We start from the raw sequence: 18,667 nt of genomic DNA, 5'->3' as shown, positions 1-18,667 counted from the left end.
CAGCCTTTTTTAACACAGGTCAGATTTAGCTTTTGATTTTTCTGTAGATAAACAGAACAACCAGCGCGCCAATCACCGCGACGACAAAGCTGCCGAAGTTGAAGCCATCAACTCTGCCAAAGCCGAACAGGGTACTGATCCAGCCACCGACGACTGCACCTACAATCCCCAGAACGATCGTGACGATGAAACCGCCGCCATCTTTGCCCGGCATAATCCACTTCGCCAGGATCCCCGCAATCAGCCCAAAGATAATCCAGGATAAAATTCCCATAGCTTTCCTCTCTGTATGGTTTTTGTCATTAAATCAACGACACAGAAAAGGATAGCACAGGATCTGAGAAAGGAAATTTGTGATAAGAATCACACGGTTCGTTTGAGTAAAATCTGAGCAATAAAAATTGCCGTTCCACACTCATCGTGGGGTTGCATCTTTTACTGAGAAAGATTATCTTTCTCATTACTGAATAGTTGAGCAAATCACTCAGGTATTCAGTACGACATTGCTCACATTGCTTCCAGTATTTCTTGCCCACTTTCTAGTGGGCTTTTTTTTGCCTCACCCCACCAAAATCTGGCGTTTTTTCCCAGGAGGTGAACCGCTATTCTCTGTGGCTACTGAACAGCAAAGTGAATCTGATAACATGAACGTATCGAGCAAGTTCGTCATCTGCCTTAATCTTGTTTCTGCCAGTACGCTACTGTTACTGCTCTCAACACGGTTTGAGTGGTTCTGAGATGTAATGAGTCGGCATGGTGGCTTTCCTTTCAATTACGTGCGGGCTCAACGCGCATACTTGTAGCTTTAATGACCTGTGTTAAGATCCCTGCACCTCAGGACGTGGCGGGACAGCAGGAAAATGAACAAGGCCATTGCCGTTGCTATCATCTCAACCTTTATGGTCGTCCTGTCGCTGTATGCGGTTAACGCCATTATCGTTGAGCAGCAAAAGGACCGGCAGAGGGAGATCTCCCACACGCTCTTACGCTATTCCGAAGACTTGACGCAAAATATCGCCAGTACGCTTAAAAATACCTCCGCGAAGGGATGCGATAACGCCAGCCTGAACGTCTACCGTAATTTAAAGATGCAGAGTCTCTATTTCGCCGATGTGGGGTTTATTGAAAATGGGAAAATTACCTGCACCGCATTTTGGGGCAAGCTGGCAAATCCCATCGCCCTTCCCTCTGAGCTTCACAACACCCTGAACGGATTCAGTCTGGCGCAATTTTCACAGAAAGATTTTTTTGTAGGCAATGCGACAATTTATAACCATCTTATTATCTTCACATCACGTTCAGCCTACGATAAATTCTCTCCGGTCACCGCCAACTATTCACTTCGTTCTACCACGAAAGATTTCGACCGAACCTTTTTTACCGTTACGTCACCTACAGAAAACCTTAGCCGCTTGTCGTCACTGTTATTCACACAGACCGTGACGCAGTGCAGCACGCGCTGGGATTTGTGCGTTACCGTCACCCACCACAATGCCGGACTGGCATCGCTCTCCCGCGTAGTGATGGTGCTCCTGTGCCTGTTTTTATACTTTATCTGGGTATCCCTGACGCTGTTTTCTCTTCGACTTTATGAAGATCGACTTTCTCTTGAGCGAACGCTGGTCAAGGCGGTGATAGCGAATACTATCAGCGTTCATTTTCAGCCCATAATTCGGGTTGCTGATAAGAAAATCGTCGGGGTTGAAGTGTTATCAAGATGGCAGGATAACAATCACAAAGAGGTTTCTCCTGAGCTGTTTATCCCGTTAATTAAAAAAATTGGTCTGTATAACGTTTATTATCAGAACATGATAAAGAAATCCCTGGCGGAAATTGCCGGGCTGGCGGCCGAACATCAGTTAATGATTTCACTGAACGTTGGCCGGACGGAAATTGAAGACGGCAAATTTCTGGCGGTATTACGTCATGCATGCTTAGAGAACGCTATTCCCTTATCGTTAATCAAAGTTGAGTTATCCGAGAATGGCGTTTCCACCTCGGCCATCCTTGAAGAGTTTTGTGAGGATCTTAAATCGGCAGGCGTCAAAATTTCAATAGACGATTTTGGCGTGCAAAACTCTAATCTGGCAAGGCTGTCCAATCTCAAATATGACGAAATCAAAGTGGATAAGTCGTTAGTGGATGGCATCAACGAGCATTATAAACAGGATATCCTGGTGATCTTTAGCGACGCGCTCGCTAAACTGCACAAAACCCTGGTGTTTGAGGGAGTCGAAAGCGAAACGCAATATCAGTTCATCGCGCAGAGATACCCCGATGCCCTCGTGCAAGGCTGGTACTTTTCAAAATCACTAACCCGGCACGACCTCGCCAGCCTGCTGGCTTACTCAGCGCGATGAAGCGTTATTCATTGCCCCATTGATTCAGGAAGTTCGCAATATCGTCAATGCGCGCTTCATCTATCTCCGCCTGGACAGCCATCTCCCGCTGCGCCTCTTCACTGATTTCCTCATTGTTGTATAAGCGAGTGAGCAGCAGCTGAAAATAGTGTGCCAGTGGCGTACGCTCCGCCTCTTCTGGCGGTTTTGCCGTTTCAGTCGCATACTCGTCGACGATGTCATAATACTTGAGCGGGATATCATGGGTCATAGCGTTGTTTTCCGTCTTGTGTGCATAAAAAACGGGAACCCTCAGGCTCCCGTTGTCATTTAACCCAGCGAGTGGATTACATGTTCGCGATAATCGCGTCGCCAAACTCTGAGCATTTCAGCAGTTTAGCGCCTTCCATCAGACGTTCAAAGTCATAGGTGACGGTTTTCGCGTTAATCGCGCCTTCCATACCCTTAACAATCAGGTCTGCGGCTTCGAACCATTCCATATGACGCAGCATCATCTCTGCGGACAGAATGATTGAGCCTGGGTTAACTTTGTCCTGGCCTGCATATTTCGGTGCAGTACCGTGAGTTGCTTCAAACAGGGCGCACTCGTCACCGATGTTCGCGCCCGGGGCGATACCGATACCACCGACCTGCGCTGCCAGCGCATCAGAGATGTAGTCGCCGTTCAGGTTCATACAGGCGATCACGTCATATTCAGCAGGACGCAGCAGGATCTGTTGCAGGAACGCATCGGCGATCACATCTTTAATGATGATCTCTTTACCGGTGTTCGGGTTTTTAATTTTCTGCCATGGGCCGCCGTCGATCAGTTCACCGCCGAACTCTTCGGTCGCCAGCTGGTAGCCCCAGTCTTTGAACGCGCCTTCGGTGAACTTCATGATATTGCCTTTGTGAACCAGGGTCACAGAGTCACGATCGTTGGTGATAGCGTATTCGATGGCGGCACGCACCAGACGCTTAGTCCCTTCTTCGGAGCACGGCTTGATGCCGATGCCGCAATGCTCAGGGAAGCGAATTTTCTTCACGCCCATCTCTTCGCGCAGGAATTTAATCACTTTTTCTGCATCAGCAGAATCCGCTTTCCATTCGATACCGGCGTAGATGTCTTCAGAGTTTTCACGGAAGATGACCATGTCGGTCAGTTCCGGGTGCTTAACCGGGCTTGGAGTGCCCTGGTAGTAACGCACCGGACGCAGACACACATACAGATCCAGTTCCTGACGCAGCGCCACGTTCAGGGAGCGAATGCCGCCGCCAACTGGCGTGGTCAGAGGGCCTTTGATAGCAACGCGATAGTCGCGGATCAGGTCCAGCGTTTCGGCTGGCAGCCAGACGTCCTGGCCATAAACTTGAGTCGATTTTTCACCGGTGTAAATTTCCATCCAGGAAATTTTACGCTCGCCTTTGTAGGCTTTCTCAACAGCGGCATCAACCACTTTCAGCATTGCCGGGGTAACGTCTACACCGATACCGTCACCTTCGATGAACGGGATAATCGGGTTGTGAGGAACGTTAATCTTGCCGTTTTGCAGGGTGATCTTTTTACCTTCCGCCGGAACAACTACTTTGCTTTCCATTAACCTCTCCTTCGAGCGCTTCTGGTTGTTACTGATCTTATGTTAATAAATTGTAATGAGCCTTCCGATAGTACCTGATTGTCCGACGCCATGAAAGGTCTTCGTTATTAGGCTATAATGCGGCAATTGATAACGCCTGAAAATACCATGAAGAAAACTTCTTTTAGAAAACACCGGGTTGAGCGATTCAGCTCACGACAAGCCACCAGAAGAACGCCAGAACCCCAGCCAACGCGGGTCATACTGTTCAATAAACCCTACGATGTATTGCCGCAGTTTACCGACGAGGCCGGGCGCAGCACGCTGAAGGATTTTATCCCCGTTCAGGGGGTCTACGCGGCCGGGCGTCTGGATCGCGACAGCGAGGGGCTGCTGGTGCTTACCAATGACGGCGTGCTCCAGGCCAGGCTTACTCAGCCGGGCAAACGTACCGGAAAAATTTACTATGTGCAGGTTGAAGGCGAGCCGGACGACGCGTCGCTGGCAAAGCTGCGCAACGGCGTAACGCTGAACGATGGTCCTACCCTGCCAGCTGGTATTGAGCGCGTGAATGAACCCGAGTGGCTGTGGCCGCGCAACCCGCCGATTCGTGAGCGCAAATCGATTCCCACCAGCTGGCTTAAAATCACCCTTTATGAAGGCCGCAACCGACAGGTCAGGCGCATGACTGCGCATGTGGGCTTCCCTACCCTGCGACTCATTCGCTACGCCATGGGCAGCTACACGCTGGACTCGCTGGCTAACGGGGAATGGCGGGATGTTACCCCTAAGGAGAACTGATGTTTAAACCCCATGTTACGGTCGCCTGCGTGGTCCACGCGCAGGGGAAATTCCTGGTGGTGGAAGAGACCATCAACGGCAAAGCGCTTTGGAATCAGCCAGCCGGGCATCTTGAAGCCAACGAAACCTTATTGCAGGCAGCGAAACGCGAGCTCTGGGAAGAGACGGGTATCCGCGCCGAACCGCAGCACTTTATCCGTATGCATCAGTGGATAGCGCCTGACCAGACACCTTTCCTGCGCTTTTTATTCGCCGTTGAGCTTAACGAAACGTGCGCCACTGAACCGCACGACGACGATATCGATCGCTGCCTGTGGGTGAACGCAGACGAGATCCTGAGCGCGCCAAACCTGCGCTCGCCGCTGGTTGCGGAAAGCATCCGCTGCTGGCAGTCTGCGGCGCGCCTGCCGCTGGATGTCATTGCAGAATTTAACTGGCCGTTTACAGAGGGTGTCAATGGTGGGGGGGCGTGATAGAATACGCCGCCTTGAAGTTCAATGTCGTGAGTATTCCATGTCAGATAACAGCCAGAAAAAAGTGATCGTCGGCATGTCCGGCGGTGTCGATTCCTCCGTTTCCGCCTACCTGTTGCAGCAACAGGGCTATAAGGTGGAGGGCCTGTTCATGAAGAACTGGGAGGAAGACGATGGCGAGGAATACTGCACTGCCGCTGCGGATCTCGCCGATGCGCAGGCCGTGTGCGATAAGCTCGGCATCGAACTGCACACCGTTAACTTTGCCGCAGAATACTGGGACAACGTTTTTGAACTCTTCCTCGAAGAGTACAAAGCGGGCCGCACGCCAAACCCGGATATCCTGTGTAACAAAGAGATCAAATTCAAAGCCTTCCTGGAATTCGCCGCGGAAGACCTGGGCGCAGACTACATTGCAACCGGCCACTACGTGCGTCGCGCGGATGTGAATGGTAAAAGCCAGCTGCTGCGCGGTCTGGATGGCAATAAAGATCAGAGCTACTTCCTCTACACGCTGAGCCATGAACAGATTGCCCAAAGTCTGTTCCCGGTCGGCGAGCTTGAAAAGCCGGAAGTGCGTAAGATTGCTGAAGATTTGGATCTGATCACGGCGAAGAAAAAAGACTCCACCGGTATCTGTTTTATCGGCGAGCGTAAATTCCGCGAGTTCCTGGGGCGCTACCTGCCTGCACAGCCGGGCAAAATCGTCACCGTTGACGGTGATGAGATTGGTCAGCACCAGGGGCTGATGTACCACACTCTCGGCCAGCGTAAAGGTCTGGGTATCGGCGGCACCAAAGAGGGCAGCGAAGATCCGTGGTACGTGGTCGACAAAGATGTCGAAAACAATATTCTGGTGGTGGCTCAGGGTCACGACCATCCGCGCCTGATGTCCGTTGGACTTATCGCGCAACAGCTGCACTGGGTCGATCGCGAGCCGCTGAAAGGCACGCTGCGCTGCACCGTGAAAACGCGCTACCGCCAGACCGACATCCCTTGCACCGTCACCCCACTGGATGACGATCGCATTGACGTGCGTTTCGACGAGCCGGTTTCCGCCGTTACCCCTGGCCAGTCTGCTGTTTTCTACAGCGGCGAAATTTGCCTCGGCGGTGGGATCATTGAACAGCGCCTGCCGCTGCCTGCTGTTTAAACCGTTTGCACACATAAAGGAGACCGTGTGGCGAAGAACTATTACGACATCACCCTGGCGCTGGCGGGAATTTGCCAGTCAGCCCGTCTGGTGCAACAGCTGGCGCATCAGGGTCATTGCGACGCTGATGCCCTGCACGTTTCACTCAACAGCGTTATCGATCTTAACCCAGGCTCCACGCTGGGCGTCTTTGGCGGCAGTGAAACCAATCTTCGTCTCGGTCTTGAAACCCTGCTCGGCGTGCTCAACGCCAGCAACCGTCAGGGGTTGAACGCGGAACTGACACGCTACACCTTAAGCCTGATGGTGCTGGAACGTAAGCTGAACGCGGCGAAAGGCGCAATGAATACCCTGGGCGATCGCATCGCCGGGCTACAGCGCCAGCTCGACCACTTTGATCTCCAGTCTGAGACCCTGCTGAGCGCGATGGCCGGTATCTACGTCGACGTAATTAGCCCGCTCGGCCCGCGTATTCAGGTCACCGGTTCGCCTGCCGTATTGCAAAGCCCACAGGTACAGGCGAAGGTACGCGCTTCGCTGCTGGCAGGCATCCGTGCCGCCGTGCTGTGGCAACAGGTCGGCGGTGGCCGCCTACAGCTCATGTTTTCTCGTCATCGCCTGACGACTCAGGCAAAACAAATTCTTGCTCATTGTTAACCTCCCGGAGTTGCGAATTATGGAATTATCCTCACTGACCGCCGTATCCCCTGTCGATGGACGCTACGGCGATAAAGTCAGCGCGCTGCGCGGGATCTTCAGCGAATATGGCCTGCTGAAGTTCCGTGTTCAGGTTGAAGTGCGCTGGCTGCAAAAGCTGGCCGCCCAGACAGCAATCAAGGAAGTTCCTGCTTTTGACGCAAAGGCAAACGATTACCTTGATAAAATCGTTGCTGAGTTCAGCGAAGAAGATGCCGCGCGTATTAAAACCATCGAACGCACCACCAACCACGACGTGAAAGCGGTTGAATACTTCCTGAAAGAGAAAGTGGCAAGCGTCCCTGCCCTGCACGCGGTATCTGAATTTATTCACTTCGCCTGTACCTCTGAAGATATTAACAACCTGTCTCACGCGCTGATGCTCTCTACCGCACGCAAAGAGGTGGTACTCCCTTACTGGCGTAAAATCATCGATGCGGTGAAAGCGCTGTCCGTGGAGTACCGCGATATTCCGCTGTTGTCCCGTACTCATGGCCAGCCAGCAACCCCATCCACCATGGGTAAAGAGATGGCAAACGTGGCGTACCGCATGGAACGCCAGTATCGTCAGCTGGAGCAGGTTGAGATCCTCGGCAAAATCAACGGCGCGGTGGGTAACTACAACGCCCACATCGCGGCGTACCCGGAAGTGGACTGGCACCAGTTCAGTGAAGAGTTCGTGACGTCTCTGGGGATCCAGTGGAACCCGTACACCACCCAGATTGAGCCGCACGACTACATCGCCGAGCTGTTTGACTGCATTGCGCGTTTCAACACCATCCTGATCGACTTCGATCGTGATGTCTGGGGCTACATCGCCCTGAACCACTTCAAGCAGAAAACCATCGCCGGGGAAATCGGTTCGTCCACCATGCCGCACAAAGTGAACCCAATCGACTTCGAAAACTCCGAAGGTAACCTGGGCCTGGCGAATGCCGTGTTGCAGCATATGGCGAGTAAGCTGCCGGTCTCCCGCTGGCAGCGCGACCTGACTGACTCCACGGTGCTGCGTAACCTGGGCGTGGGTATTGGCTACGCGCTGATCGCCTACCAGTCCACCCTGAAGGGTGTGAGCAAGCTGGAGGTGAACCGCGACCGTCTGCTGGACGAGCTGGATCACAACTGGGAAGTGCTGGCGGAGCCGATTCAGACCGTGATGCGTCGTTATGGCATCGAAAAACCGTACGAGAAACTCAAAGAGCTGACCCGCGGTAAACGCGTTGATGCTGAGGGTATGAAACAGTTTATCGATGGTCTGGCGCTGCCCGAAGAAGAAAAAGCGCGCCTGAAAGAGATGACCCCGGCAAACTATATTGGCCGCGCCATTACCATGGTTGACGAGCTGAAGTAATCACCCTCCCCCTTTCCACCCGGAAAGGGGGCTGCTTTTCATCATCGTGTCGACGTTCACACCCCGTTACAGGCTCTGCCGGGATTACAACCTGTTGTCAGGCTGGTTGTTATTTTTCGCCGTGGAATAACTTTCCGGAATATATCGTTTTAAGCCGAACGGGCACAGCCTGAACTGGCACGGGGTCTCAACCGTGCATGGCCGATCCATCTCCTGCCGGTTACCTGGACACGCGTTTTTCTGTTTGAACCCCATCCAGCCTATTGATGTATAGGGCATTGCCTGCGCTATCCATACCCTACGCCGCCGATCGTTAATCAGGATACCCTGGTTTGAGGTGGTGATGATTTCACCGGCACGAACGTAATAATCCCCTTTTAGCCAAAGGATATAATTCAGGCCATATTGTGTTTCAACTTTGCAAAAGATGGTTCCACTTTCCGGGCTCGCAATAGTCTCAACAACCTTCCATTCCATAGAATCCTCTTTACTCGCTATATTGCTGTTTTGTTGTGTAAAAATGCTGATTTTCTGGCACATCTTATGCAAATCTAATTTCGCACCATAAAATAAGCGTAGACAAAGACAGCCATAGTGAGAACATCCTTACAAAAAAAAGGGCAATCTTTACAAAACTGGCGTGCCCGTTCTGTCAAAAAAGCGACTCGCCTTCAACCGTTCATAAACGGATGGATGTTTTATCCGGATTGCGAAAGCGTGCGAAAACAAGTCAGTTTATATTACCCGCGCCTTCTGGGGGCGTATAAGGCTTATGTGAGGTGGGTGGGCGATATGAAACAGGATCAGGTCAACATACTTAATAATCAGATGCCTGGCGTAATGCCACCTGTCTTCGGAAGCATGAAAAAAATCATTTAATTTCATAACGCTGGTGTCAACCTGGATAATCAGCGTTAAACTATTCATACCATTTATAAAGGGAGAAATGATGATGCGCGTACTGGTTGTTGAGGATAACGCATTGCTACGTCATCACCTGAAAGTTCAACTTCAGGAGATGGGTCATCAGGTGGACGATGCTGAAGACGCAAAAGAGGCCGATTATTATCTCAATGAACACCTGCCGGACATCGCCATTGTCGATTTAGGGCTGCCGGATGAAGACGGATTATCTCTTATCCGCCGCTGGCGTAGCCATGACGTTTCCCTGCCGGTACTGGTGCTGACTGCTCGCGAAGGCTGGCAGGACAAGGTTGAAGTGTTGAGCGCAGGCGCAGATGACTACGTGACCAAACCCTTCCATATTGAAGAAGTCGCCGCGCGTATGCAGGCGCTGCTGCGCCGCAACAGCGGGCTGGCGTCACAGGTGATCTCTCTGCCGCCGTTCCAGGTGGATCTCTCCCGCCGCGAATTTTCAATAAATGATGAAGTAATCAAGCTGACCGCATTCGAATACACCATCATGGAAACGCTGATCCGTAACAACGGTAAAGTGGTGAGCAAAGATTCCCTGATGCTTCAGCTTTATCCGGATGCCGAACTGCGCGAAAGCCACACCATTGACGTGCTGATGGGCCGCCTGCGCAAAAAAATTCAGGCACAGTACCCGCACGACGTGATTACCACCGTGCGTGGTCAGGGCTACCTGTTCGAATTACGCTAAATGAAAGGGATTTTGCGCCACATTTTACCCCTTTCACTGCGGGTTCGCTTTCTGCTGGCAACCGCCGCCGTCGTGCTCGTGCTGTCCCTCTCTTACGGAATGGTGGCGTTGGTCGGGTACAGCGTAAGCTTCGATAAAACCACCTTCCGCCTGCTTCGCGGCGAAAGTAATCTGTTCTATACCCTCGCGAAATGGGAGAACAACCAAATCACCGTCGAGATGCCGGAAAACCTGAACCAGCAGAGCCCAACGCTGGCACTCATTTACGATGAAAAAGGAAAATTGCTGTGGGCGCAGCGCGACGTCCCCTGGCTGAAAAAGCGCATCCGTCCGGAATGGCTTAAAACCAATGGTTTTCACGAAATAGAAGCCGACCTCAACTCTACCAGCATCCTGCTGCGTGACGATCGGGCGTTACAGAACAAGCTCAATGAGATCCGCGCTGAAGATGACGACACGGAGATGACCCACTCGGTGGCCATCAACCTGTATCCCGCCACTCTGAACATGCCGCAGCTGACCATTGTAGTGATCGATACGATACCGGTTGAGCTAAAACGTTCGTATATGGTCTGGAACTGGTTCGTGTACGTTCTGGCTGCCAACCTGCTGCTGGTGATCCCTCTCCTGTGGGTTGCTGCGTGGTGGAGCCTCCGCCCGATTGAATCCCTTGCCAAAGAGGTGCGCGAGCTGGAGGAACATCACCGCGAGAAGCTTAACCCTGAAACTACACGCGAACTGACCAGCCTGGTGCGCAACCTCAACCGCCTGCTGAAAAGCGAACGTGAACGTTACGACAAGTATCGCACGACGCTCACCGATCTTACGCACAGCCTGAAAACCCCGCTGGCAGTGATGCAAAGTACACTGCGTTCAATGCGCAGTTCGAAAATGAGCGTGGATGACGCCGAGCCGGTAATGCTGGAGCAAATCAGCCGTATTTCACAGCAGATTGGTTATTACCTGCACCGCGCGAGCATGCGTTCCGGAAGCGCCTTATTGAGCCGTGAACTGCACCCGGTAGCCCCGCTGCTGGATAACCTCACCTCTGCGCTGAACAAGGTTTACCAGCGTAAAGGGGTAAACATCAGTCTGGATATCTCACCGGAAATAAGCTTTGTTGGCGAGAAGAATGACTTTATGGAAGTGATGGGAAATCTGCTCGATAACGCCTGCAAATATTGTCTGGAGTTTGTCGAGGTGTCCGCGCGCGTAACGGATAACGAACTGCATATTATCGTTGAGGATGATGGTCCTGGCATTCCCCATAATAAACGCGAAGTGGTATTCGATCGCGGTCAGCGCGCCGATACGCTGCGCCCGGGCCAGGGTGTCGGATTATCCGTCGCCCGGGAAATTGTCGATCAGTACGAGGGCAAGATTGAAACCGGCGAAAGTCTGCTGGGCGGTGCCCGTATGGAAGTCATTTTTGGCCGCCAACAGCCCGTATTGAACGATAGTTAACCCGAAATGTGAAAAATACGCGGATCTCGCAGCCAGGGGTCGGTGCTTCCGTTATAATCCGTCTCAGTAAGAGCCTGCGGAATACAAAAATATGGATTATCAATTAACGCTTAACTGGCCCGAATTTATTGAACGTTACTGGCAAAAACGCCCGGTCGTTCTTAAACGCGGGATCAGCAATTTTATCGACCCTATTTCTCCTGACGAACTCGCTGGTCTGGCGATGGAAAACGAGGTAGACAGCCGTCTGGTGAGCCATCAGGACGGGAAATGGCAGGTAAGCCACGGTCCCTTTGAAAGCTACGATCACCTGGGCGAAAGCAACTGGTCTTTACTGGTGCAGGCGGTCAACAACTGGCACGAACCCACCGCAGCCTTGATGCGTCCCTTCCGCGCCCTCCCAGACTGGCGAATGGACGATCTGATGATCTCCTTCTCTGTTCCCGGTGGCGGCGTGGGTCCGCATCTTGATCAGTACGACGTGTTTATCATTCAGGGTACCGGTCGCCGTCGCTGGCGAGTGGGCGAAAAAGTGCCAATGAAGCAGCACTGCCCGCACCCGGATCTGCTTCAGGTTGATCCGTTTGAAGGGATCATTGATGAAGAGCTGGAGCCAGGCGACATTCTGTATATCCCGCCAGGCTTCCCGCATGAAGGTTATTCCCTGGAAAACTCGCTAAACTATTCGGTTGGTTTCCGCGCGCCAAGCGGCCGCGAGATGATCAGCGGATTCGCTGACTATGTTTTACAGCGCGAGCTGGGCAGCCATCGTTACAGCGATCCGGATGTTCTGGCGCGTGAGCACCCGGCCGATATTCTGCCAGAGGAGCTGGATAAGCTGCGCGGTATGATGCTGGATCTGATCAACGAACCGGAGCACTTCAGACCGTGGTTTGGCGAGTTTATCAGCCAGTCGCGTCACGAACTGGACGTCGCACCGCCAGAGCCGCCGTATCAGGCAGATGAAATTTATGATGCCCTCCAGCAGGGCGATAAGCTGGTTCGTCTGGGCGGATTACGTGTATTGCGCATTGGCGAAGAGGTATTCGTCAACGGCGAGCGCCTGGACTCTCCACACCGTCCGGCACTGGAAGCGATTGCCAGCCATATGGTGCTGTCTGCGGATACCTTTGGTGACGCGCTGGACGATCCCTCCTTCCTCGCTATGCTGGCCGCGCTGGTGAACAGCGGGTACTGGTTTTTTGAGGACTGAGTCATGATGTTTGCCGGGTGGCGGCTACGCCTTACCCGGCCTACAAAAGCCGTTCCCGTAGGCCCGGTAAGCGATGCGCCACCGGGCTTTTTTTACTTCCGCTCCCCCGCCGCAAAATCCTCAATCTCACCCGCCCAGTCTGCCGGATATAACCCCTCCCGCACGTCCCGATGAAACGTTGAATAGGGCCAGTCGACGACTTTCCCGACATAGCCATGCTTCAGCGGATTGATGTAGACGTAATCCATATGCCGCCGGTAATCCTGTTCATTGCGAATAGTGTGTTCCCAGAAACGCGGCTGCCAGACGTGGCGCATCTCAATGTTGCGGCTAAACATTTTTTTGATGTCGCGCCAGCGCGCTGAAAAGTCACTGTCCCCTTCCGGTAAGGTCCAGATACAGTGCATATGTTCAGGCAGGATAACCCAGGCGTTAATGGTGAAGGGCTTCGCATGCTTAACCGTGGCGGTAGCGGAACGCAGGCTGTCGATGTGGCGGGTAAGTAAATCGCTCTGGCGGTTTTGCAGATTGACGGTGAAAAACCAGGTCCCACCGGGGATGTAGTGGCGGCGGTAGTTTGACATTTGAACTCCCTGTTCATGTGCCGGGTGGCGGCTACGCCTTACCCGGCCTACAAAAGCCTTTACTGTAGGCCCGGTAAGCGCAGCGCCACCGGGCTTTTTCTTACCGCTTCGCGGTTAACTCTGCTATCCGCACAATCACCTGCACCGCTTTTTCCATCCCTTCCAGCGTCACGAACTCATGCTTGCCGTGGTAGTTATATCCACCGGTAAACAGGTTCGGGCACGGCAGGCCCATAAATGACAGCTGCGAACCATCGGTTCCACCACGGATCGGTTTCATCACCGGCTCGATATCACAATCGCGCATCGCCTGCTGGGCGATATCAAGAATGTGCGGATGCTCCATCACCTTCTCGCGCATATTGTAATAGCTGTCTTCGATGATGAGCTCAATATAGCAATCCGGGTGCAGCCCCTTGCCGACCTTTTTCGCGATCTCCATCATCTTACGCTTGCGCGCTTCAAAGGCTTTGCGGTCAAAATCGCGGACGATATAGTGCATCTGCGCGCTGTCCACGTTCCCCTTGATGCTGGTCAGATGATAAAAACCCTCATACCCTTCCGTCATCTCCGGGCTCTCTTCGGCAGGAACTTCCGCATGAATACGCGCAGCCAGCGACAGCGCATTCACCATCACCCCTTTCGCAGAGCCCGGGTGCACGTTATTCCCGACGATTTTGATCGTCACCGATGCCGCGTTAAAGTTTTCATACTCAAGTTCACCCACGCCGCCACCGTCGACGGTGTAGGCCCACTGAGCGTTAAACGCCTCAACGTCAAAATGTTTCGCGCCTTTTCCTACCTCTTCATCCGGCGTGAAGGCCACGCGGATATCGCCATGTGGGATATTTTTGCCCTTCAGCACCGCCAGCGCCGTCATGATCTCGGCGATACCCGCTTTGTCATCGGCCCCCAGCAAGGTTTTGCCGTCGGTGGTGATTAACGTCTGCCCCAGCAGCTGATGCAGTACCGGGAACATCACCGGCGACAGCACTTCGTCGCCAATGCCCAGCGCAATATCTCCGCCGCGGTAGTTTTCAACAATCTGCGGATTAACGTGTTTACCGCTAAAATCAGGTGAGGTATCGACATGAGAAATAAAGCCAATCGCCGGGATATCTCCCTCAACGTTGGCCGGCAGCGTTCCCATCACGGTCCCTTTTTCACTGAGCGTGACATCAACCAGCCCCATGGCCTCCAGCTGCTCTTTCAGCAGATTTAGCAGCTTCCACTGGCCTTCGGTGCTTGGCACCTGTCGGACCCCCGGCTTAGATTGGGTATCCAGCGAAACGTAATGTAAGAAACGCTCAAGTAGTTTATCCATGCAGTCACCCTCACTTTTTGTGACAACATTATCATTAAGCAGCAAAACGCAAATATTGCGTCAGGTCACTTTTATCCCGCAAACGAGAACTTTTTACGTTTATATCGTTCTGCGTTAATAAATGTAGCTTATGAATAAGTGAGAAGGATTGGCGATTCAATGGGTTTGCCGTAGAATGTCCGCCCTCATTACGAGTCACCAAGGTGGTTACACACAAACCCCGCTTCAGTCTGCTGCCTGAGGCGTCTATATGGGACAGCGCGAAAATTGAATACACAACCCCGTTCCCTTTCACCGCTGGTGCAACTGGAACGAATTCGTAAAAGTTTCGATGGCAAAGATGTCATTTCCGATCTTAATCTGACCATCAATGACGGTGAGTTTCTCACGCTGCTTGGCCCCTCCGGCTGCGGCAAAACCACCGTCCTGCGCCTTATTGCCGGGCTGGAAAGCGTCGATAACGGCCATATCCATCTTGAGAACCAGGACATTACCCAGGTCCCTGCCGAAGATCGCCACGTCAATACCGTCTTTCAGAGCTATGCCCTGTTCCCGCACATGACCGTGTTTGAGAACGTGGCGTTTGGCCTGCGGATGCAAAAAACACCCGCCAGCGAGATCCCGCCGCGCGTTACCGAAGCCCTGCGCATGGTGCAGCTGGAGGCATTCGCCCAGCGCAAGCCGCATCAACTTTCTGGTGGTCAGCAGCAGCGTGTGGCTATTGCCCGCGCCGTGGTCAACAAACCACGCCTGCTCCTGCTGGATGAATCCCTCTCCGCGCTGGACTACAAGCTGCGCAAGCAGATGCAGAACGAGCTGAAAGCGCTTCAGCGTAAGCTCGGCATCACGTTCGTGTTTGTCACTCACGATCAGGAAGAAGCCCTGACTATGTCAGACCGTATCGTGGTGATGCGTGAGGGCAAGATTGAGCAGGACGGCACGCCGCGTGAAATTTACGAGGAGCCGAAAAACCTGTTCGTCGCCAGCTTCATTGGCGAAATCAATATTTTCAACGCCACGGTGATTGAGCGTCTGGACGAGCAGCGCGTGCTCGCCAACGTGGAAGGCCGCGAATGCAACATCACGGTGAACTTTGCCGTGGAAAAGGGACAAAGGCTCAACGTTCTGCTGCGCCCGGAAGATCTTCGCGTCGATGAGATCCACGACACGGCTGACGCCGAAGGTCTGATCGGTTACGTTCGCGAACGCAACTACAAAGGGATGACCCTCGAATCCGTTGTGGAACTGGAAAACGGCAAAATGGTGATGGTTAGTGAGTTCTTCAACGAGGACGATCCGGACTTCGACCACTCGCTGGATCAGAAGATGGTCATCAACTGGGTAGAAAGCTGGGAGGTTGTACTGGCTGATGAAGAACACAAGTAAGTTCCAGAATGTGGTGATTGCCACGATCGTCGGTTGGCTTGTGTTGTTTGTCTTTCTTCCCAACCTGATGATCATCGTAACCAGCTTCCTGACCCGCGACGACGCGAACTTCGTCGCGATGGTCTTTACGCTGGACAACTACGCACGCCTGCTCGATCCGCTCTACTTTGACGTGCTGCTGCACTCGCTCAATATGGCGCTGATTGCCACCGTTGCCTGTCTGGTGCTGGGGTATCCGTTCGCGTGGTTCCTGGCTCGCCTGCCGCAAAAAGTGCGTCCGCTGCTGCTGTTTTTACTGATTGTGCCATTCTGGACCAACTCGTTAATCCGCATCTACGGGCTGAAAATCTTCCTCAGCACCAAAGGTTATCTGAACGAGTTTCTGCTGTGGCTTGGGGTTATTGATACGCCGATCCGCATTATGTTCACCCCGAGCGCGGTGATCGTCGGCCTGGTCTATATCCTGCTGCCGTTTATGGTGATGCCGCTTTACTCAAGTATTGAAAAGCTTGATAAACCACTTCTGGAAGCCGCGAGAGACCTAGGGGCCAGCAAGCTGCAAACCTTTATCCGCATCATTATCCCGCTGACCATGCCGGGCATTATTGCCGGATGTCTGCTGGTCATGCTGCCTGCGATGGGCCTGTTCTACGTGTCGGACCTGATGGGCGGGGCGAAAAACCTGCTGATCGGCAACGTGATCAAGAGCCAGTTCCTGAACATCCGCGACTGGCCGTTCGGCTCGGCCACCAGCATTACGCTGACGGTGGTAATGGGGCTGATGCTGCTGGTTTACTGGCGTGCCTCACGCCTGCTGAATAAGAAGGTGGAGCTGGAATGATCGGTCGACTGCTTCGCGGCGGTTTTATGACCGCCATTTATGCGTATCTTTATATTCCGATAATCATTTTGATCGTGAACTCCTTTAACAGTTCACGCTTCGGGATCAACTGGCAAGGGTTTACCACCAAATGGTATGGCCTGCTGATGAACAATGACAGCCTGCTACAGGCCGCTCAGCACTCGCTGACGATGGCGGTATTCTCTGCCACCTTCGCGACGCTGATTGGCTCGCTGACCGCCGTGGCGCTGTACCGCTACCGTTTTCGCGGTAAGCCGTTCGTCAGCGGTATGCTGTTTGTGGTGATGATGTCCCCGGACATCGTGATGGCCATTTCACTGCTGGTGCTGTTTATGCTGCTGGGCGTCCAGCTCGGTTTCTGGTCGCTGCTGTTTTCGCATATCACCTTCTGCCTGCCGTTTGTGGTGGTAACCGTCTACGCGCGACTGAAAGGGTTCGACGTACGCATGCTGGAAGCGGCGAAGGATCTGGGAGCCAGCGAGATGACCATTCTTCGCAAAATCATCCTGCCGCTGGCGATGCCTGCCGTGGCAGCCGGATGGCTGCTCAGCTTTACCCTGTCGATGGACGACGTGGTCGTGTCCTCCTTCGTCACCGGGCCGAGCTACGAAATTCTGCCGTTGAAGATCTACTCAATGGTGAAAGTCGGTGTTTCACCCGAAGTGAACGCGCTGGCGACTATTCTGTTGGTGTTATCGCTGGTTCTGGTGATTGCCAGCCAGGTTATTGCTCGTGATAAAACAAAATCTCAGGGGACACAGAAATGAAAAAAATGCTTGCCGCTGCGGCACTGGTGCTCGGAATGGGTGCCGCGCATGCTGATGACAGCAAAACGCTCTATTTCTACAACTGGACCGAGTATGTGCCGCCGGGCCTGCTGGAGCAGTTCACCAAAGAGACGGGCATCAAGGTGATCTATTCGACCTACGAGTCGAATGAAACCATGTACGCCAAGCTCAAAACCTATAAAGATGGCGCGTATGACCTGGTGGTGCCGTCGACCTATTTCGTCGACAAGATGCGCAAAGAAGGCATGATCCAGAAGATCGATAAAACGAAGCTAACCAATTTTTCAAACCTCGATCCTGAGATGCTAAACAAGCCATTCGACCCGAACAACGATTATTCCATTCCGTACATCTGGGGCGCGACGGCAATTGGCGTCAACAGGGATGCCGTTGATCCAAAAACGGTTTCATCCTGGGCTGACCTGTGGAAGCCGGAATACAAAAGCAGCCTGCTGTTAACCGATGATGCGCGCGAAGTGTTCCAGATTGCGCTGCGTAAACTCGGCTACTCCGGCAACACCACCGATCCGAAAGAGATCGAAGCGGCGTATAACGAACTGAAAAAGCTGATGCCAAACGTGGCGGCGTTCAACTCGGATAACCCGGCTAACCCGTATATGGAAGGTGAAGTGAATCTGGGGATGGTCTGGAACGGCTCTGCGTTTGTGGCGCGTCAGGCCGGTACGCCGCTGGAGGTGGTCTGGCCGAAAGAGGGCGGCATCTTCTGGATGGACAGCCTCGCGATCCCGGCTAATGCGAAAAACGTCGATGGCGCCCTGAAGCTGATTAACTTCCTGCTGCGCCCGGATGTGGCAAAACAGGTGGCGGAAACTATTGGTTACCCGACACCAAACCTGGCCGCGCGGAAGCTGTTAAGTCCTGAAGTGGCGAATGATAAATCGCTTTATCCGGACGCTGAAACCATCAGCAAAGGGGAATGGCAGAACGACGTCGGTGACGCGAGCCGCCTGTATGAAGAGTATTATCAGAAGCTAAAAGCAGGCCGTTAATGCACAACGGGCGACGCAAGGT

The 18,667-nt window shown here is 53.1% G+C and carries 20 protein-coding genes; 14 read left to right on the top strand and 6 right to left on the bottom strand.

Annotated features, from left to right (window positions below; translation table 11 throughout):
- Nucleotides 1-25: 25 nt before the first annotated feature.
- Nucleotides 26-274, bottom strand: a complete 249-nt coding sequence (locus BFV65_RS08235; RefSeq protein ID WP_022647775.1) for a GlsB/YeaQ/YmgE family stress response membrane protein — start codon at nucleotides 272-274, stop codon at nucleotides 26-28.
- 370 nt (nucleotides 275-644) lie between these two features.
- On the opposite strand from BFV65_RS08235, the gene yncL reads away from it, so the two are divergent.
- Together yncL and BFV65_RS08230 are read left to right on the top strand one after the other, a co-directional pair.
- The gene (yncL, locus tag BFV65_RS22360; protein ID WP_071524166.1) at nucleotides 645-737 is read left to right on the top strand and encodes a stress response membrane protein YncL; all 93 of its coding nucleotides are present in this window, start codon (nucleotides 645-647) and stop codon (nucleotides 735-737) included.
- Between the two features lie 123 nt (nucleotides 738-860).
- Nucleotides 861-2,360 carry an EAL domain-containing protein gene (locus tag BFV65_RS08230; RefSeq protein ID WP_023305887.1) on the top strand — a complete coding sequence of 500 codons (1,500 nt, stop codon included), beginning with the start codon at nucleotides 861-863 and terminating at the stop codon, nucleotides 2,358-2,360.
- 4 nt (nucleotides 2,361-2,364) lie between these two features.
- On the opposite strand, the gene BFV65_RS08225 is transcribed toward BFV65_RS08230, so the two are convergent.
- Together BFV65_RS08225 and icd are read right to left on the bottom strand one after the other, a co-directional pair.
- Nucleotides 2,365-2,610, bottom strand: coding sequence for a DUF2543 family protein (locus tag BFV65_RS08225; RefSeq protein WP_022647773.1), 246 nt, complete (start codon nucleotides 2,608-2,610; stop codon nucleotides 2,365-2,367).
- Nucleotides 2,611-2,686: 76 nt separating this feature from the next.
- Nucleotides 2,687-3,937, bottom strand: a complete 1,251-nt coding sequence (gene icd / locus BFV65_RS08220; RefSeq protein WP_003857898.1) for an NADP-dependent isocitrate dehydrogenase — start codon at nucleotides 3,935-3,937, stop codon at nucleotides 2,687-2,689.
- Nucleotides 3,938-4,054: 117 nt separating this feature from the next.
- Here icd and rluE point away from each other — a divergent pair, with 117 nt between their 5' ends.
- The 5 genes from rluE to purB are packed head-to-tail and all read left to right on the top strand — an operon-like array spanning nucleotide 4,055 to nucleotide 8,390.
- Nucleotides 4,055-4,717, top strand: a complete 663-nt coding sequence (gene rluE, locus BFV65_RS08215) for a 23S rRNA pseudouridine(2457) synthase RluE (protein ID WP_062932503.1) — start codon at nucleotides 4,055-4,057, stop codon at nucleotides 4,715-4,717.
- The gene (locus BFV65_RS08210; protein ID WP_063149002.1) at nucleotides 4,717-5,190 is read left to right on the top strand and encodes an NUDIX hydrolase; all 474 of its coding nucleotides are present in this window, start codon (nucleotides 4,717-4,719) and stop codon (nucleotides 5,188-5,190) included. Before rluE ends, BFV65_RS08210 begins: the two co-directional genes overlap by 1 nt.
- 40 nt (nucleotides 5,191-5,230) lie before the next feature.
- Nucleotides 5,231-6,343, top strand: coding sequence for a tRNA 2-thiouridine(34) synthase MnmA (gene mnmA, locus BFV65_RS08205; protein ID WP_058647124.1), 1,113 nt, complete (start codon nucleotides 5,231-5,233; stop codon nucleotides 6,341-6,343).
- A gap of 27 nt (nucleotides 6,344-6,370) precedes the next feature.
- A complete protein-coding gene (gene hflD / locus BFV65_RS08200; protein WP_006809213.1) occupies nucleotides 6,371-7,000 on the top strand; it encodes a high frequency lysogenization protein HflD in 630 nt (209 codons plus the stop codon).
- Between the two features lie 19 nt (nucleotides 7,001-7,019).
- Entirely contained in the window at nucleotides 7,020-8,390 is a 1,371-nt protein-coding gene (purB, locus tag BFV65_RS08195) for an adenylosuccinate lyase (RefSeq protein WP_023305884.1), read from the top strand.
- A gap of 84 nt (nucleotides 8,391-8,474) precedes the next feature.
- Here purB and BFV65_RS08190 read toward each other — a convergent pair whose 3' ends face one another.
- Nucleotides 8,475-8,867: a hypothetical protein gene (locus BFV65_RS08190; RefSeq protein WP_022647769.1), complete on the bottom strand. Its 393-nt coding sequence runs from the start codon at nucleotides 8,865-8,867 to the stop codon at nucleotides 8,475-8,477.
- A 475-nt stretch (nucleotides 8,868-9,342) separates the two neighbouring features.
- On the opposite strand from BFV65_RS08190, the gene phoP reads away from it, so the two are divergent.
- The 3 genes from phoP (at nucleotide 9,343) to BFV65_RS08170 (ending at nucleotide 12,691) form a co-directional block, all read left to right on the top strand.
- The gene (phoP, locus tag BFV65_RS08180; RefSeq protein ID WP_026094318.1) at nucleotides 9,343-10,014 is read left to right on the top strand and encodes a two-component system response regulator PhoP; all 672 of its coding nucleotides are present in this window, start codon (nucleotides 9,343-9,345) and stop codon (nucleotides 10,012-10,014) included.
- Nucleotides 10,015-11,478: a two-component system sensor histidine kinase PhoQ gene (phoQ, locus tag BFV65_RS08175; protein WP_022647768.1), complete on the top strand. Its 1,464-nt coding sequence runs from the start codon at nucleotides 10,015-10,017 to the stop codon at nucleotides 11,476-11,478.
- A gap of 91 nt (nucleotides 11,479-11,569) precedes the next feature.
- On the top strand, nucleotides 11,570-12,691 hold the full coding sequence (locus tag BFV65_RS08170; RefSeq protein ID WP_069596448.1) for a ribosomal protein uL16 3-hydroxylase: 1,122 nt from the start codon (nucleotides 11,570-11,572) through the stop codon (nucleotides 12,689-12,691).
- 92 nt (nucleotides 12,692-12,783) lie between these two features.
- On the opposite strand, the gene BFV65_RS08165 is transcribed toward BFV65_RS08170, so the two are convergent.
- The gene (locus BFV65_RS08165; protein ID WP_022647766.1) at nucleotides 12,784-13,275 is read right to left on the bottom strand and encodes an REP-associated tyrosine transposase; all 492 of its coding nucleotides are present in this window, start codon (nucleotides 13,273-13,275) and stop codon (nucleotides 12,784-12,786) included.
- 100 nt (nucleotides 13,276-13,375) lie between these two features.
- Nucleotides 13,376-14,599 (bottom strand): peptidase T, encoded by a 1,224-nt coding sequence (pepT, locus tag BFV65_RS08160; RefSeq protein ID WP_032624465.1) that lies wholly within the window; start codon nucleotides 14,597-14,599, stop codon nucleotides 13,376-13,378.
- Between the two features lie 237 nt (nucleotides 14,600-14,836).
- Between pepT and potA the strand changes: the two genes are divergently transcribed.
- Genes potA through potD form a run of 4 tightly spaced genes read left to right on the top strand, consistent with a single transcriptional unit; the run spans nucleotide 14,837 to nucleotide 18,645 of the window.
- A complete protein-coding gene (gene potA, locus BFV65_RS08150; protein WP_164715803.1) occupies nucleotides 14,837-15,985 on the top strand; it encodes a spermidine/putrescine ABC transporter ATP-binding protein PotA in 1,149 nt (382 codons plus the stop codon).
- Nucleotides 15,969-16,826, top strand: a complete 858-nt coding sequence (gene potB / locus BFV65_RS08145; protein WP_022647763.1) for a spermidine/putrescine ABC transporter permease PotB — start codon at nucleotides 15,969-15,971, stop codon at nucleotides 16,824-16,826. The genes potA and potB overlap by 17 nt, the downstream gene beginning before the upstream one ends.
- On the top strand, nucleotides 16,823-17,614 hold the full coding sequence (gene potC / locus BFV65_RS08140) for a spermidine/putrescine ABC transporter permease PotC (RefSeq protein WP_015570805.1): 792 nt from the start codon (nucleotides 16,823-16,825) through the stop codon (nucleotides 17,612-17,614). Before potB ends, potC begins: the two co-directional genes overlap by 4 nt.
- The gene (potD, locus tag BFV65_RS08135; protein WP_063147622.1) at nucleotides 17,611-18,645 is read left to right on the top strand and encodes a spermidine/putrescine ABC transporter substrate-binding protein PotD; all 1,035 of its coding nucleotides are present in this window, start codon (nucleotides 17,611-17,613) and stop codon (nucleotides 18,643-18,645) included. Before potC ends, potD begins: the two co-directional genes overlap by 4 nt.
- Nucleotides 18,646-18,667: the final 22 nt, after the last annotated feature.

It is taken from the genome of Enterobacter hormaechei subsp. hoffmannii (assembly GCF_001729745.1).
Lineage (GTDB): Bacteria > Pseudomonadota > Gammaproteobacteria > Enterobacterales > Enterobacteriaceae > Enterobacter > Enterobacter intestinihominis.
This window is presented reverse-complemented; position numbering and strand designations above follow the sequence as displayed.

Bases quoted from the DNA above. Each gene is read 5' to 3' on its own strand.
- BFV65_RS08235 (WP_022647775.1), bottom strand. From the start codon at position 274: ATGGGAATTTTATCCTGGATTATCTTTGGGCTGATTGCGGGGATCCTG.
- yncL (WP_071524166.1), top strand. From the start codon at position 645: ATGAACGTATCGAGCAAGTTCGTCATCTGCCTTAATCTTGTTTCTGCC.
- BFV65_RS08230 (WP_023305887.1), top strand. From the start codon at position 861: ATGAACAAGGCCATTGCCGTTGCTATCATCTCAACCTTTATGGTCGTC.
- BFV65_RS08225 (WP_022647773.1), bottom strand. From the start codon at position 2,610: ATGACCCATGATATCCCGCTCAAGTATTATGACATCGTCGACGAGTAT.
- icd (WP_003857898.1), bottom strand. From the start codon at position 3,937: ATGGAAAGCAAAGTAGTTGTTCCGGCGGAAGGTAAAAAGATCACCCTG.
- rluE (WP_062932503.1), top strand. From the start codon at position 4,055: ATGCGGCAATTGATAACGCCTGAAAATACCATGAAGAAAACTTCTTTT.
- BFV65_RS08210 (WP_063149002.1), top strand. From the start codon at position 4,717: ATGTTTAAACCCCATGTTACGGTCGCCTGCGTGGTCCACGCGCAGGGG.
- mnmA (WP_058647124.1), top strand. From the start codon at position 5,231: ATGTCAGATAACAGCCAGAAAAAAGTGATCGTCGGCATGTCCGGCGGT.
- purB (WP_023305884.1), top strand. From the start codon at position 7,020: ATGGAATTATCCTCACTGACCGCCGTATCCCCTGTCGATGGACGCTAC.
- BFV65_RS08190 (WP_022647769.1), bottom strand. From the start codon at position 8,867: ATGGAATGGAAGGTTGTTGAGACTATTGCGAGCCCGGAAAGTGGAACC.
- phoP (WP_026094318.1), top strand. From the start codon at position 9,343: ATGCGCGTACTGGTTGTTGAGGATAACGCATTGCTACGTCATCACCTG.
- phoQ (WP_022647768.1), top strand. From the start codon at position 10,015: ATGAAAGGGATTTTGCGCCACATTTTACCCCTTTCACTGCGGGTTCGC.
- BFV65_RS08170 (WP_069596448.1), top strand. From the start codon at position 11,570: ATGGATTATCAATTAACGCTTAACTGGCCCGAATTTATTGAACGTTAC.
- BFV65_RS08165 (WP_022647766.1), bottom strand. From the start codon at position 13,275: ATGTCAAACTACCGCCGCCACTACATCCCCGGTGGGACCTGGTTTTTC.
- pepT (WP_032624465.1), bottom strand. From the start codon at position 14,599: ATGGATAAACTACTTGAGCGTTTCTTACATTACGTTTCGCTGGATACC.
- potB (WP_022647763.1), top strand. From the start codon at position 15,969: ATGAAGAACACAAGTAAGTTCCAGAATGTGGTGATTGCCACGATCGTC.
- potC (WP_015570805.1), top strand. From the start codon at position 16,823: ATGATCGGTCGACTGCTTCGCGGCGGTTTTATGACCGCCATTTATGCG.
- potD (WP_063147622.1), top strand. From the start codon at position 17,611: ATGAAAAAAATGCTTGCCGCTGCGGCACTGGTGCTCGGAATGGGTGCC.